Source organism: Erwinia wuhanensis, assembly GCF_030484085.1.
Classification (GTDB): domain Bacteria; phylum Pseudomonadota; class Gammaproteobacteria; order Enterobacterales; family Enterobacteriaceae; genus Erwinia; species Erwinia aeris.
Genome location: NZ_JAUJUH010000006.1, coordinates 187,932 through 202,946 on the forward strand (window position 1 = coordinate 187,932; position 15,015 = coordinate 202,946).

At 61.0% G+C, this 15,015-nt stretch carries 9 protein-coding genes; 6 read left to right on the forward strand and 3 right to left on the reverse strand.

The window, feature by feature from the left end; translation table 11 throughout:
• Window positions 1-48: 48 nt before the first annotated feature.
• The 6 genes from bcsA to QZH36_RS15620 all read left to right on the forward strand — a co-directional run bounded on the left by bcsA (window position 49) and on the right by QZH36_RS15620 (window position 11,455).
• Window positions 49-2,145, forward strand: a complete 2,097-nt coding sequence (gene bcsA / locus QZH36_RS15595) for a UDP-forming cellulose synthase catalytic subunit (RefSeq protein WP_301730603.1) — start codon at window positions 49-51, stop codon at window positions 2,143-2,145.
• The gene (gene bcsB / locus QZH36_RS15600; RefSeq protein WP_301251506.1) at window positions 2,142-4,484 is read left to right on the forward strand and encodes a cellulose biosynthesis cyclic di-GMP-binding regulatory protein BcsB; all 2,343 of its coding nucleotides are present in this window, start codon (window positions 2,142-2,144) and stop codon (window positions 4,482-4,484) included. Before bcsA ends, bcsB begins: the two co-directional genes overlap by 4 nt.
• A 2-nt stretch (window positions 4,485-4,486) precedes the next feature.
• Window positions 4,487-8,236 carry a cellulose biosynthesis protein BcsC gene (locus tag QZH36_RS15605; protein WP_301730647.1) on the forward strand — a complete coding sequence of 1,250 codons (3,750 nt, stop codon included), beginning with the start codon at window positions 4,487-4,489 and terminating at the stop codon, window positions 8,234-8,236.
• The gene (bcsD, locus tag QZH36_RS15610; RefSeq protein ID WP_253456512.1) at window positions 8,236-8,700 is read left to right on the forward strand and encodes a cellulose biosynthesis protein BcsD; all 465 of its coding nucleotides are present in this window, start codon (window positions 8,236-8,238) and stop codon (window positions 8,698-8,700) included. The genes QZH36_RS15605 and bcsD overlap by 1 nt, the downstream gene beginning before the upstream one ends.
• An 11-nt stretch (window positions 8,701-8,711) precedes the next feature.
• On the forward strand, window positions 8,712-9,710 hold the full coding sequence (locus QZH36_RS15615) for a family 8 glycosyl hydrolase (RefSeq protein WP_301251504.1): 999 nt from the start codon (window positions 8,712-8,714) through the stop codon (window positions 9,708-9,710).
• Window positions 9,711-9,952: 242 nt separating this feature from the next.
• The gene (locus QZH36_RS15620; RefSeq protein WP_301730604.1) at window positions 9,953-11,455 is read left to right on the forward strand and encodes a T6SS phospholipase effector Tle1-like catalytic domain-containing protein; all 1,503 of its coding nucleotides are present in this window, start codon (window positions 9,953-9,955) and stop codon (window positions 11,453-11,455) included.
• Between the two features lie 32 nt (window positions 11,456-11,487).
• Here QZH36_RS15620 and bcsG read toward each other — a convergent pair whose 3' ends face one another.
• Genes bcsG through bcsE form a run of 3 tightly spaced genes read right to left on the reverse strand, consistent with a single transcriptional unit; the run spans window position 11,488 to window position 14,851 of the window.
• Window positions 11,488-13,140 carry a cellulose biosynthesis protein BcsG gene (gene bcsG, locus QZH36_RS15625; RefSeq protein ID WP_301251502.1) on the reverse strand — a complete coding sequence of 551 codons (1,653 nt, stop codon included), beginning with the start codon at window positions 13,138-13,140 and terminating at the stop codon, window positions 11,488-11,490.
• Window positions 13,137-13,322, reverse strand: a complete 186-nt coding sequence (gene bcsF, locus QZH36_RS15630) for a cellulose biosynthesis protein BcsF (protein WP_253456500.1) — start codon at window positions 13,320-13,322, stop codon at window positions 13,137-13,139. Before bcsF ends, bcsG begins: the two co-directional genes overlap by 4 nt.
• Window positions 13,319-14,851, reverse strand: a complete 1,533-nt coding sequence (gene bcsE / locus QZH36_RS15635; RefSeq protein ID WP_301730605.1) for a cellulose biosynthesis protein BcsE — start codon at window positions 14,849-14,851, stop codon at window positions 13,319-13,321. The genes bcsF and bcsE overlap by 4 nt, the downstream gene beginning before the upstream one ends.
• Window positions 14,852-15,015: the final 164 nt, after the last annotated feature.

The following is a 15,015-nucleotide window of genomic DNA, read 5'->3' on the forward strand; positions in this document are numbered from 1 at the left end:
GGGCGCTGCTGCGCTCCGCAAGTTCTCGTTTTGTTTTCAGGATGACTTATGAAAAAAGTCCTGTATTACCTGCAGCTGCTGATATTATTTCCGCTGGCCGCAGTGATTGTTATCACGCCGATGGACAGCCAGAAACAATATATTTTCGGCCTGATCGCCATCGCCCTTCTTTTCGTGCTGGGCCTCAGCAAAAGCCGTAAAATTACCATGGTAATGGTGTTTCTTTCGGCCTTAATGTCAACGCGCTATATATACTGGCGCGCGACGGAGACCCTGGCTTTTAATTCCGAAATCGAAGCTATATTGGGCGTCGGCTTATTTATTGCCGAGGTATATGTCTGGGTAATTTTGCTTTTAGGCTATCTGCAAACGTCATGGCCGTTAAAAAGAACCATTGAGCCGATGCCGGATGATATCAGCCTGTGGCCGACCGTCGATATTTACGTGCCGAGCTATAACGAAAGCCTGGACGTGGTGCGTGATACCGTGCTGGCCGCGCAGTGCATCGATTACCCTCGCGACAAGCTCAAAATTTATCTGCTGGACGACGGCAAGCGCAGCGAGTTCGCGGTTTTCGCCGCCGATGTCGGCGTGGGCTACATCACGCGCGACGACAACCGCCACGCCAAGGCGGGCAACCTGAATCACGCGATGACCATCACCAAAGGCGAGCTGATTACCGTTTTTGACTGCGACCACGTGGCGACCCGAACGTTCCTGCAGGCCACCGTCGCGCCTTTCCTGAAAGATCCCGAGCTGGCGCTGCTGCAAACGCCGCACTATTTCTATTCGCCGGATCCCTTCGAGCGTAACCTGAAGGCCGCGCGTGAAATCCCGAACGAAGGCGCGCTGTTCTATGGCCCGGTTCAGCAGGGCAACGATAACTGGAACGCGACCTTCTTTTGCGGCTCCTGTGCGGTTATCCGCCGCAGCGCGCTGGAAGAGATCGGCGGCTTCGCCACCGAAACCGTGACCGAAGATGCGCATACCGCCCTGAAAATGCAGCGTCGCGGCTGGAAATCCGCTTTCCTGGCGCTGCCGCTGGCCGCCGGTCTGGCGACCGAACGTCTGGGCCTGCATATTATTCAGCGTACCCGCTGGGCGCGCGGCATGACGCAGATTTTCCGCGTCGATAATCCGCTGCTGGGGCGCGGTCTGAAGTGGCAGCAGCGTCTGTGCTACCTGAACGCCATGCTGCACTTCCAGTTTGGCCTGCCGCGCGTGATCTTTCTGACCGCGCCGCTGGCTTACCTGCTGTTTGACCTGAATATTATTCACTCTTCCGCCAGCCTGATTTTCGCCTACGTGCTGCCGCATCTGGTGATGTCGCTGTACGTCAACTCCAGGATGAACGGGCGTTTCCGCGCCACCTTCTGGGGCGAGATCTACGAAACGGTGATGGCTTTCCATCTGGTTATCCCCACGCTGCTGACCATGATTTCGCCGAAGCACGGCAAATTCAACGTCACCGACAAAGGCGGCCTGCTGAATACCGGCTTTTTCGACTTTAACATCGTGCGTCCGCACGTAATCTGCGCCGCCCTGCTGCTGGCGGGCGTGGTCAGCGGCGTCGTGCGCGCCGCAGCGCATAACTATTTTGGCGTCGATCCTTACGTTATCGCGCTTAACGTCGGCTGGGCGCTGTTCAGCCTGATTATTCTGATGGCCGCGATTGCCGTGGCGCGTGAAACCAAACAGACGCGCAAAACCATTCGTATCGACGTCGATATTCCGGTGATCATGCATTACGCCAGCGGCATTTCGTCGCGCTCCACCACGGTGAACCTTTCTATGGGCGGCGTGCAGGTCACGGCGCCGGACAGCCGTCATGAAACGGACGATATCGAGGCGATCGATTTGATGCTGCACTCTGGCGCGATCTCGCTTCCTGTCAGCACGATTGGCGCAGATGACGGCGTGATCCGCCTGCAATTTGCTGAAATCCCGCTGTCGCGCCGTCGTGAGCTGGTGCGCGTGGTGCTCGCTCGCGCCGATGCGTGGATCAAGCCGGAAGGGCCGAAGGACAAGCCGCTGCGTTCGCTGTTGACCATCGTCCGCACCGTCTTCGAACTGTTCTGGCTCACCTGGAAAGACCGGCGCGCCAAACGTCAGGCACTCAAGGCCAATGAGGATAGCGCGGCATGAAAAAGCTTTTAGCCATCCTTTGTCTTGGCGTAATGACGCTGGGACAGGCGTATGCCGCCGACAGCGTGACGCAGGACAGCAGCGCGCTGTCGCAGATCCCGCCGCCGGCTGGAACCGGAGCGGCAGAAGATCTGCCGCCGCTGCCGCCCATCGCCGATAACGCCGCGCCGGTGGCGTTGCTGAATCAGCCGCTGACCAGCACCATCTCCGTGGCGCAGATGGGCCAGGCCAACGGCATTCTGCTGACCGGCAGCCAGCTGCAGTCCGGCATCGTCTTTACGCTGCCCGCTGATGAGGTGATCACCAATGCGCGGCTGAATCTGTCGCTCAGGGTCTCCAAAGCGCTGGCGGCGCGCAACGCTTCCATGCAGCTGATGCTGAACGGTCAGCCGCTGGGCACGCTGCCGCTGAGCGCTTCCGACAGCGCCAGCGAAGAGTATCAGCTGGATATTCCGGCCGCGATGGTGGTGTCCAGCAACAACCTGAGCTTTAAGATCAACGACGCGGATCGGCTGCTGTGCGAGCGTGATAACGATCGCTATCAGGTGACTATTCTGCCTGCCACCACGCTGGCGCTTGAAGGACAGCAGCTGAATATCGGCAATAAACTGCGTAATTTCCCGCGCCCGTTTATTGATGCGCAGCGCATGACGCCCGCCAGCATAGCGATGGTGTTTGGCGCGGCCGTCACGCCGGGCAAAGTCAGCGCGGCGGCGACCGTCTCCTCCTGGCTGGGGATCCAGACCGACTATCGCGGCGTCAACTTCCCGGTACTGCGTAACGATATGCCGGAGAAAAACGGCATTGTCTTCGCGAAGCCAGGCGAAACCATCGCAGGCTTAACCGTGCCGCAGGTGAACGGGCCGACGTTGCAGATGGTCGATAACCCGATTAACCCGGTTTACAAGCTGATGCTGGTGATCGGCAATAATGATGACGATCTGCGTCAGGCCGCGTGGCGACTTACCCAGCCGCTGAGCGTCGACAGCGACTCGCTGGCGGTCGGTCGCCAGGCTATTCCCGCGAGCAAGGCCTATGACGCGCCGCGCTGGATCAACACCGATCGGCCGGTGCGCCTGAGCGAGCTGTTGCGCAAGGATCAAAGCCTGACCACTACCGGCATCTGGCACGATGCCCTGAAGGTAAACTTCCGCGCCGCGCCTGATTTATTTCTGTGGGATGGCGAAACGGTGCCGGTGCAGCTGAACTATCGTTTCCCGTCGGAAAGCTGGATTGATGAAGATAACTCCTTCCTCAACGTCAGTCTGAACGGCACCTTCCTGCGCAATCTGACCGTAAATAAAGTCGGGCTGCTGGAAAACATCTGGCACCGGCTGGGCGGCGACGCGCGTCAGGAGAAATACACCCTGAAGTTCGACCCTTATCTGATTTACGGCGACAATCAGCTCCAGCTCTATTTCAACATCAAGCCGAAGGCCAGCGCGCCGTGCAGCGTACTGACCAATAACAACATCAAAAGCCGCATCGAGGATGACGCCTGGATCGATTTGAGCCATACGCGCCACTTCACTCTGCTGCCGAATCTTTCCTATTTTGTCGGCGCCGCTTTTCCGTTTACGCGCTTTGCTGACTATTCGCAAACCGTGCTGCTGCTGCCTGCCTCGCCCAGCGATGCGGAGATCGGCGCGCTGCTGGATATGGCGGGACGTGCCGGTAGCGCTACCGGCGTGGCGCTGAGCGGCAACCGCGTGCTGTTCGGCGTGCCCGCCGGCAAGCCTGACTGGCTGCGCAACAGCGACGTGCTGGCGTTCTCCACGCTGGCGCAAAGCGACTTCAACCAGGCGCTGCTGCGGCATTCGCCGTTTGAAGTAAACGGCCACACCCTGGGCGTGAAAGAGCCGACGCTGCTGGATAACCTGCGCGGCTGGCTGGCCGGCGACTGGAGTCGCCAGGCGGTGGATGCGGATCGCTATTTCTCTTCTAACGAAGACTGGCGCGGTTTTATCAGCTATCGCTCGCCGTGGAGCCCTTCACACGTGGTGGTGGCGACCGTAGCGACCGACGATGCGCAGCTGGCGAGCCTGCATAATGACCTGAAATTGCAGCGCATTAACGCCGGGATCCGGGGCGATACCGCGATAATCACCGGCGAAAACGGCATCCGCAGTTTCCGCGTCGGCGCGCAGTTCCCGAGCGGGGAAATGCCGTGGTACATGATGGTGGTGTGGTATGCCAGCCAGCACGCGGTCGTGCTGGCGCTGATAGCGCTGCTGCTCTCCACCATAGTGGGATTGAGCACCTTTATTTTGCTGAAGCGGCACGCCTGGAAACGGCTGAATCCGCAGCACGAGCGGCAGACGCCGGGCGAGAAAAAATGACTATGACGATCAAAACGCTTATCGCGCTGGGCCTGCCGTGCATTACGCTGGCGGCGGGCGCGGCTTCCACCGGCGCTAATCCGGCCCTGCAGGCGCTGTTCGACCAGGCTAACTACTGGCATCAGAAGGCGCATGACGAGCTGGCGCGTGACGCGCTGAATAAGGTGCTGATGGTGGACGGCAATAACGTCCAGGCTCTGTATCTGATGGCGCTGTGGGCACAGCAGAGCGGCGATAAAACAACGGCGTCCGCCTTCCGCGAGCGGCTCAGCAAAGCGTCGCCAGAGGATACACGGCTGAGCGAGCTGGATAACGCCCGTCAGCTTCAGTCCATCCCTGCGGCGCAGCTGGCGCTGGCGCGTCAGCAGGCCCGCAGCGGCAATATCGCCGCCTCGCTGCAAACCTGGCGCAACACCTTCAGCGGCAACGAGCCGCCGGCCAGCGTGGCCGCCGAATACTATCTGACGATGGCGGGCGACCGCACGCTGCTGCCGCAGGCGGTTGACGCGCTGCGCCAGTTCGCCGCTGCCCATCCGCAGGATACCGGTGCCAGGCTGGCGCTGGGCAAGGCGCTGACCTACGACGCCGCCACCCGACGCGAAGGCATGGAGACGTTAAGCGGCATGGCAGAGGGCAATGACGATGCCGATCGCTCGCTGCGCCAGGCGATGCTGTGGCTGGCCGCGAAGCCGGAAGATGCGCCGCTCTACCAGGCGTGGCAGCAACGCCATCCGCAGGACAGCGCGGTAATGGACTATTTCCGTAAAAACGCGGGCGGTGCGGAAAAAGGCGAAGGCTTTACTGCGCTGAACAGCGGCGACGTGTCCGGCGCACAGAACGCCTTCGATCATGTCTTGCAGGCCAATCCCGAAGACGCCGACGCGCTGGCGGGGCTGGGCTATGTGGCGCAGCGCAGCGGCAACTATGCGGCGGCCGCCGACTACCTCGAACGCGCGGCGAAGCAGGGCGGCGATAACGGCCAGCAGCGCCAGCAGCAGGCTGCCGATGCCCGTTTCTACGGCCAGCTGGCCGCCGCGCAGCAGGCGCTGAAGACGGGCGACGTCGCGCAGGCGCTGAGCCTGAGCGAGCCGCTGAGCCAGGCGGAAGGCGAAAAAGGCATGGCGGCGAAGCTGTTCCGCGCGGACGTGCAGCGCCGCAACAATCAGTTGGACGCCGCCGAACAAACCTATCGCGCCATTCTGCAAAGCGATGCGGATAACCGTCCGGCGAAGGAAGGCCTGTTTTACGTGCTGCGCCAGCAGAACCGGGGCAGCGAGGCCAACGCGCTGCTCGCCGCGCTGCCGGAAAGCGTGCGGGCCAGCGTCGCGCCGCGTCCCGGTGTTACCAGCGATCCGCTGCGCCGCGAAGCCAAACAGGCGGCGCAGTCCGGCCATCCTCAGCGGGCTATTGCGCTGCTGTCCGCCGGGATGCAGCGTTTTCCGAACGATGCCTGGCTGCGGCTTGACCTGGCTCGCCTTTATCAGCAGCAGGGCGACACCGCGCAGGCGGCTGGCGTGATGCAGCCCGCTTTCCGCGCCAGCGCCGGCAGCAGTGAAATCTATGCCGCCGCGCTGTTCGCCAGCGAAAGCGGTGCCTGGCAGCAGGCGCAGTCGCTGCTGGCGCGCGTTCATCAGCAGAACGGCGACATGCGTGAACTTTCTCGCCGCGTGAACTTCAATCTGCAAATGGCGGTCGCGCAGCAGTATCTGGCGCAGGGATCGACGGCCGCCGCGGCCAACACGCTGCGGGCGCTGACGGTGAATCCGCCAACCAACCCGGCGGATGCGGGCAGCCTGGCGAAAGGGCTGGCCGACGCGGGCGACCTTAACGCGGCCGTCGCCGTGGTGCGCGGCAATATGCAGCGCGGCGTGCAGGGCAACGCGGGCGATTACGCGCTTCAGGTCGCGGTGCTGAACCAGGCCGGACTGAGCGGCGAAGCGCAAAGCTTCCTGAGCAGCCCGACGCTTCAGGCTAACAGTACGCCAGACCAGCTGGCCGGTATCCAGAACGGCTATCTGATCAACGAAGCCGACCGTCTGCGCACTCAGGGCAAATATGCGGCGGCCTACGACAAGCTGATCGGCGCGCTGCAGCGCGATCCGCAGAACAGCGATCTGATGTTTGCGATGGGCCGCCTTTATCAGTCCGGCAAAATGAACAAAGAAGCGGGCGTGGTTTATGACTACCTGATGACCCGCGACACGCCAACGCAGGATGCGCGCGTGGGCGCTATCGACGTGGCGCTGGCGACGCACGACCTGGCGAAAGCCAAAGCGCTGATGGCGGGATTACAGGGCGAACAGACGCCGGAGCGCCTGCTGTTGATGGCGCGCGTGGCCGAAGCCGACGGCGACCACCAGCAGGCGCTGGCTTATCTGCGCAGCGCGCGCGGCGGGATGATTGGTTTGCAGGGCGGCCCGACGCCGGTGATTGGTGGCATGGCGCTGGCGGATAACCCGTTTGTGGATCGCACCACGCTGATAGCGCGCAAATCGCCTTCCGCCTACGGCGGCGTAATGCCGTGGCAGCAGGCGCCGACGGGTAATGGCGCCGACACCGAAGCAGCCTCGCAGCAGGCGCGAACGCTGCACCAGATCGATACCATGATAGACGGCTTACAGGAACGTACCGGCAGCTGGGCGCAGGGCGGTGTGCAGGTCAGAGGACGCGACGGCGAAACGGGCCTGAGCAAGCTGACCGAGGCTAAAGCGCCGCTGAGCTGGTCAAGCGTGCCTTACGGCGATACGCGCTTCAACTTTACGCTGACGCCGGTGACGCTGAACGCGGGCAGCGCGTCGGGCACGTCGCTCGCTCGCGTCGGCACCCAGGCGCTGGAGCAGGGCCGCATCGCCCAGGCGAATAACAGCGCGCCTTCGGCCGTGCTGCTCAACTCGCCAGGATCGCAGACCGCCTCCGGCGTAGAGGTCAACCTGGGCCTGACCAACGACAACTTTAAGATCGACCTGGGATCGACGCCGCTGGGTCAGGATCTCAGCACGCTGGTGGGTGGCATCCAGTGGTCGCCGAAGCTCACCGACTATCTGACGCTGATCCTGACCGGCGAACGGCGCGCCGTCACCGACAGCCTGCTCTCTTATGTCGGCACCGAAGACAAGCTGAGCGGTAAAAAATGGGGCGCCGTCACCAAAAACGGCGGCAACGCGCTGCTGAGCTATGACAACGGCGACGCCGGTTTTTATGTTGGCGCAGGCGGCTACAGCTATATCGGTGAGAACGTTGCCAGCAACCAGAGCCTGAACGGCACGGCCGGCGCCTACGTACGTCCTTATCACGACGGTAACAGCGAGCTGAAAACCGGCATCAGCATGAGCTGGATGGATTTCTCAAAGAACCTCAGCTACTACAGCTACGGCCAGGGCGGCTACTTCAGCCCGCAGGATTTCGTAGCCGTGTCGTTCCCGGTGGACTGGAGCAAAAACTACGACGATCTGAAGGTGAAAGTGGGCGGTTCCGTGGGCTATCAGTCTTACTCCCAGGATCGCAGCGCCTACTTCCCGACCGATCCGGTCAAACAGGCAGAGCTGCAAAGCTACTATGACGCCGGTTACGCCACCGAGGCTTACTACGCGGGCGGCAGTAAAAACGGCATTGGCTATAATCTTCATGCGGGCGCGGATTATAAGGTCAGCAAGGACGTCACCGTTGGCGGTCAGCTGGGTTACGACACCTTTGGTGACTACAACGAGAGCACGGCTCAACTTTACTTCCGCTACAGGCTCGGAGACAAATAATGAGTGAATTTCAGGAACGTACCCTGAACTACTACCGCCAGCAGCAGTATCAGCCCGGCTGGTTCGATCTGCTGAGCCTGATGATTAACGGCATGCTGAACAACGCGGGCGAGCAGGAAAGCCACGCGTTTTTACGGCAGATGGGCGACAGCCTGGCCGGTCGTTATCCGCTGGGCGCGGCGCGCACCGTTGGCGAGCTGGAACAGCAGATCAATCTGGCGCTGGCGCGCTTTAACTGGGGTTTTGTCGACGTGCAGCCGCATGAAACCGCGATGCTGATCCACCATATGGCCCTGCCGTCGGCAGGCGGTCAGATGGATGACCGACAGTGGCGGCAGGCGCTGGGCGCGGTGCTGAGCGGCCTCTACGCCCGCTGGCTGGGCGAGCAGGGCGGCAGCCCGACCGTTTCGCTGACCTGCCTCGATACCGGCAGCACGACTGCTACTTTTCGCTATCAGCTGTAAGGAATCTATCCATGACTCTGCTCAGGGCGAGCGTATTGATGATTGTAATGGTGCTGGGCTGTATGCAGGCCAGCGCCGCCGACGGCTGGAGCACCTTTAAAAGCCGCTTTTTAACCAGTGAAGGCCGTATTCAGGATACCGGCAACAAAAATATCAGCCACACCGAAGGCCAGGGCTACGGCATGCTGCTGGCGGTCGCCAATAACGATCGCGAAAGCTTCGCTAACCTGTGGAACTGGACGCAAAAGCACCTGAAAAACCCGCAAAATGGGCTGTTCTACTGGAAATACGTGCCTGACGCGACCGATCCCGTAGCGGATAAGAACAGCGCCTCCGACGGCGATGTGCTGATCGCCTGGGCGTTGCTGCAAGCGGGCCAGAAATGGCAGAACAACGCCTGGCTGCAGGCGTCCGATGCTATTCAGCGCGCCATTGTCGCCAAAGAAGTGATTACCTACGCGGGCCACACCGTGATGCTGCCGGGCGATCGGGGGTTTAATAAAACCAGCTACGTGGTGCTGAATCCTTCTTATTTCCTGTTCCCGGCCTGGCGGGATTTTGCCGCGCGCAGCCATCTTAAGGTGTGGACGAACCTGATCGACAGCGGGATGGATCTGCTGCCGAAAATGCGTTTCGGCGACGCCGCGCTGCCAACCGACTGGGTAGCGCTGAACGCTGACGGCAGCGTCGCGCCCGGCATTGGCTGGCCGCCGCGCTTCTCTTACGATGCTATCCGCGTGCCGCTTTATCTCTACTGGTACGATGCGCAGAGCCTGCAGCTGGTGCCTTTCCAGCATTTCTGGACGGGCTTCGCGCGTGATAAAACGCCCGCGTGGATCGACGTCAGCAACGGTAATAAGGCGCCTTACAATATGGCTGGCGGCCTGCTGGCGGTGCGTGATTTAACCCTGAATCAGACCGGCTACCTCAGCGACCAGCTGACGGAGGATCAGGATTATTACTCTGCCAGCCTGCAGCTGCTGGCCTGGCTGGCTTATAAGAGCCAGTAATATCCTTTCCGTGACGATAGACCTTCCGCAAAGGCCCGTCTGTTGCGGAAGGTTTCCCGTCTGCCGTCGTGCGCGTTCTCTTCGGCGATACCGCCCACCTCCTTCCCCGCCTGAAATAATTAACGATTTGAATACCCTACTAATTTTTACCGCGTGCCCGGCAAAATTGGCGACGGTAACCCCTTGTATTGATCCGGCTATAGCGGCTTACTGGCCGCCCCTGAAACTGACCGGATACCCAGATGAGCCTGCTACTGCGCGCCTCTGCGGACGACCAGAGCGCACAGCAGCAAGCCGTCGTCACTCTTACCCTCGGCATCTTTTTTGACGGCACGGGCAATAACGCGCTGAACGCCCGCAGCAGTCTGGAGACGGGCGGCCCTGCGCCGGAGGACAGCGAAGCGCTGGCGGCCTGGCGGCAGGCCGCAAAGCAGACGCTGGGCTTTCGCGATAGCGCCCTCGGCAGCCATATTGGTCACTACACCAACATCCATCGGCTGCATTCGCTGTACGCTACCGACCTTGCGGGTGGGCAGAGCCAGCAGCGTCTTTATATCGACGGCATCGGCACGGAAGCGGGCGCGGCGGACAGGGCGCTGAATATGGCGTTCGGCACGGGCAGCCGGGGCATCGTGGCGAAAACCAACAAAGCCGTTGCCGCGCTGGTTGAGGCGCTGCGCAATTACGCTATCCGCCAGCCGAACCTGGTTATCAACGAGCTGCAATTCGATCTTTTCGGCTTCAGCCGGGGCGCCGCCGCCGCGCGCCATTTTGCCAACCGCGTGTTTAATGGCGACAGCGCCCTTATTGAAGCGATCGAAAGAGGGCTGGAGGGCGTGGAATATCGCGGTTCGCCAGCCGGGAAAACCCGTTTTCTGGGCCTCTTTGATACGGTAGCCGCCGTGGCGACGCTGGCGAACGGTCTGAACCCTAACAGCGCGGACAGCGGCGACGTCAATCTGGCGCTGCGGCCCGGCGTGGCGGAGAAAGTCTTTCATCTTACCGCGCAGCACGAATGCCGCTTTAACTTCGCGCTGAACAGCGTGCGGCCTGCCTGGCCTGAGGTGGCGCTGCCGGGCGCCCATTCGGATATCGGCGGCGGCTATCACGCTGTCGAACAGGAAAGCTGTTTTCTGACCCGCCCGCAGTTTGAAACCGTGCCGCTCTCTACCCCGGACGAAGAGACCAGGGTCTACCGCGCCGCCAGCAAAGCGCTGGAGGCCCTGCGCGGCTATCCGGCGATTGCGCCTTACGTTGATAACGGCGAGGTAGAAATACGCAGCTGGTTTGACGACAGGATGCCCGCCGATCGCTACGGAATGCTGCAAAAACGCAGCGGCGCGGCGGCGGTACTGCGGCGCACCGTGCGCAACGACTGGGCGAAAGTGGCGCTGAGGGTGATGATGGAGGCGGCCCGGGCGGCGGGCGTGGTATTTACCGCTATTGATGAAGCCGACCAGGCGCTGGCGCTACCGGATAAGCTGCTGCCGCTGTGTGACAAAGCGCTGGCGCTGAGCCATGCCGCTCGCCACGGGCGGGAAGCGGTCGGCTTCAGCGAGGAGGAAATCGCTTTACTGGCGGCAGACTATCTGCACTGTTCGGCCAACTGGAACGAGGTGCAAACCAATGCTGACGGCAACATTATTCATGCCGTCAGGCCGGTTGATCAGGGGTCTTTCGTTAATCGTCCCGATAACCGCTGGCGGCGCACGGTGTACGATCTTAACGGCAAAAAAATGACCTGAGCAAAAAGGGGCATCGGCCGATGCCCCTTCCGCTATTGCGGATAGGCCACCCAGTCGCCGCCGTTCAGCCGGATCCACGGCTTGCCCTGATACATCATCACCACCGCGTTGTCGTTTTCCGACACCACCTGCGTTTGCGGCAGGTTTTCGGTCAGCACCGACATATTGACGTTGGCGGCGTTGAACACCTGGCCGTCCACCACGCGGGAAACCAGATCGGAGAGCGCCAGCAGGCTGGTCGGCGCCTCCACGGTCATCGGCTGCGCCTGGTGCGGCGCTTTCATCCCGGCAAACTTAATGCCGACGGGCACGTGCGTGATGTTCGGGCTGGGGATATCGCGCAGGCCGGACATCTGCATTTTATCGCCCTGTAGCGCCGCGCCGTGCTCCGGCACGATCATCACCATTACCCGACGACCCGATTTATCCAGATTGGTCAGGAAGGTATCAAGCTGATCGAACAGCAGCTTAGCGCGCGGCTGCCAGGCGGCGGTTTTGGTGCTGCCCAGCTCGCGGGTGCCGTCGTGCAGTGGGATCAGGTTATAGAAGGTGGCGGTGCGGGCGTCCGCGCTCTTCTGCCGTTCATCCAGCCAGCGCTGCATCAGTTCGCCGTCGTTAAAGACCGGCGTGCTGTCGAACGAGGTCCAGGACGCGCTGATACCGGCCTGCGACATCAGCGGCGCCTGTAGGTCGCCATCGTCGCGCAGCTCCTGCAAATAGTTACCGAACACGCCGGTATGATCCATCATCAGCTGCTCTTTAAAGCCCAGCTTTGCCAGGTTATCGAACAGATAGCAGCGGCGATCGGTCGGCTTATAAAGATCGCTGTGCGAGGTTTGGCCGCAGCTGGCGCGCAGCAGACGGATCCCCGCCGGGCCGCTGTAGCCGGTGGCGGAGTTATAGTTGTTCAGCACGATATCGAAATGCTTCCACAGCGGATGATCGCGTAGCTGGGCCACTTCCGCATCGGACCACGAGAGCGAGCAGATGTTGACGATTAGAATATCGAACGGCGCTGAATCGGCAGGCAACGTGTCGGGAAAAGTCGTTACGCGCTGTTTTTCGCTGGCGTAAAACTTATTCAGATAGGCGGTCAGGTTGGCGCTGGTCGGCGGCGCCGACTGATCCATCGCGTTGGCGTTGGCCGCGGCTTTGTTCGGCTGCGCCGCGGTATTCAGCGCCACCGGCGGCGTCGCCTCTTTGGTCGGCAACAGCGCGAAGGAAGGCCCGGCCATATTGACCACGTTGATCCACAGCAGCATCAGCGACACCAGCACCGACACGCGCACCCACTGGGAGACAAACAGATAGATCACCAGCATCACGAACCCGGCGCCAATCATCTGCCAGTTAACGAAACGGTTAACCAGATCCAGCAGATAGGCGCCGGAGAAACCGGCCAGCTGGCTGCCTTCGCTGAGAATACTTTGCGGGCCGGGCAGCCAGGTATCGTGCCAGAACAGGCCCAGGCCGATGGGAACGGAGATCCAGTTGCGCCAGCGGTGCAGCCGCTCGTTGGGCAGCGGCAGCAGCAGCCATGCCAGAAATACCAGGTTGGTCAGGGCGTGGAAATTCAGATAACCAAACCACAGCAGCGCGAATTTGATCAGGAAATAGAAATTCCAGCCGCCGAGACCGCGCCAGTGCAGCAGGAGCGTCGGCTTTCGGGTCTTTGGTTGACTCATGTCTTATCCGATTTTGAAGAGTTACGCCGCCAGAGGCCTTCGTACTTCAGCGCGCGAGGCGGCGTGACCCGCAGCACCAGTCCCCGCCACTGCCTGGGCAGCCAGCGGGCGTAAAAGGGTTTCAGTAACAGCAGCAGCAGCACCGCCAGGATCAGGATTTGCACTCCATCCATTAATGTCATGTCGTGGTGTCCTGGCCAAGGGTGATATTGTGCGGCTGACGGCGTGCCTGCGGAGCGGTTGCGGCCGACGCCGACGGCGCGGCGACAGGCGCGGGCGCATCCCGCCAGGCGGTCGGCACCTTGCTGGTCAGCTGGCGGACTTCCGACAGGATCTGCAAGTCTTCATGCCAGACCAGCCGGTTGGTAAAAATCTCGTCGTGCGGCAGATGAAAAATAAATTTCAGCGCGGTATTCAAATCGCTGAAGCGGCAGGAAGAGAGAAACAGATAGAGCCGGTCATCCAGCAGGGTAACCAGATCGCCGTAGCGACGCGGCTTGCACAGCGTCAGCGCCTGCTCCGGCTTCAGCTCCGGCACGGGACGCAGCGCCACCAGCAGCCCTTTGCCGTTTTCCGGCAGCAGCGTATTGTTCACCAGCAGCGTCACCGACTGGCAAAAGTCCGCCAGCGGCAGATAGCCGCGCGCCTGCAAAGGCTGCATCGACTTCATCAGCGCGCTGAGATCGCCCGGCACGTGGCGGTTATAGGATTGTCCCTGAATGCCTTCCAGCATGGTCAGAAAGCGCGACATGGTGGCGTTGATAGGCACGATGCTGTTGACGCCGCAGGCCAGCAGCAGCCGCTCGTCGCTGTAGCGCAGCGACGCCCGCATTTCCCGCACCACGATTTTCAACCCGCTGCCGCGCGTGCGGCGCAGGCTATGGATCTGTTCCGCCAGCGCCGGGATCTGGTCGTTGTGCTGTAGGCTGAAAATCACCGTTGCCGCGCTGGCCTGCTGCGCGCGGTTGTGCAGTTCCGCATTGCTGTCAAACAGCGTCCACTGGCTCGACAGCGGCGGCGCGCCTTCCAGTACTGTTTTCTCCGCCAGATAGAGCGCTTCGTCGTTCAGCGTCAGCGGCGTGCTTTGCTCTGCCTCCAACAGCCTGAACTGGTCCAGATTCAGATCCAGACGTAATGCGCGATCGGCCAGCATTCCGCCGCTGTTAGCCCACCAGTTGATGCGGTAATCCCAGCAGTCCTGCTGCCAGTCCAGCTGCGCCAGGCCATCGACATGACGATAAAGACTTTGCAGCCGGGTGCGCAGCGCGTTGATTACTGAACCAAAGCTAATGATTAGCAGCGTGATGGGTTTAGCATTAAGAAAGTGTTGTATCTTTTTTGTCCACAGCCGCAGCTCGTCCTGACTTAACTTTTCCCACAGGGAAGCGGGGGCAAAAAACAGGACCAGACGAGGTTTTTCTGACAACACGCGAGCCAGATCGTCGGTAAAAGCGTGCAGCGCCCGACGGGTCTCCGGCAGAGAGAAAAGCGGGATGGCCGCAGGCCCGCCGACGGGCGCGGGCGAAAGCAGCGTATCCGGCGCCAGGCCTGACGCTATCAGCGTAACGGTATGCTGCGCGGCGATACACTGACGGGCCAGACAACGGGCGTCTTCCTGACGGTTGGCCGTCAGCCAGTAACATCCCGACGGCTGCATCAGCATCAACTCATCTCTGACCTGTTCAAATCCTAACGTAAATGGAGGTGTCATAAGATATTTCGCAACCCGGCTTGTTCTACGGCTAGAGTGTAGTCCAGTTAAAAAATGAAGTAGCATCATTGTATTCTGGCTAATATACATTACAACTTATAGCAAACCGACCTGCACCCGACCTAAGAATTTTCTTGCTCGGGGGGAATTTTTTGCTGCCTTCT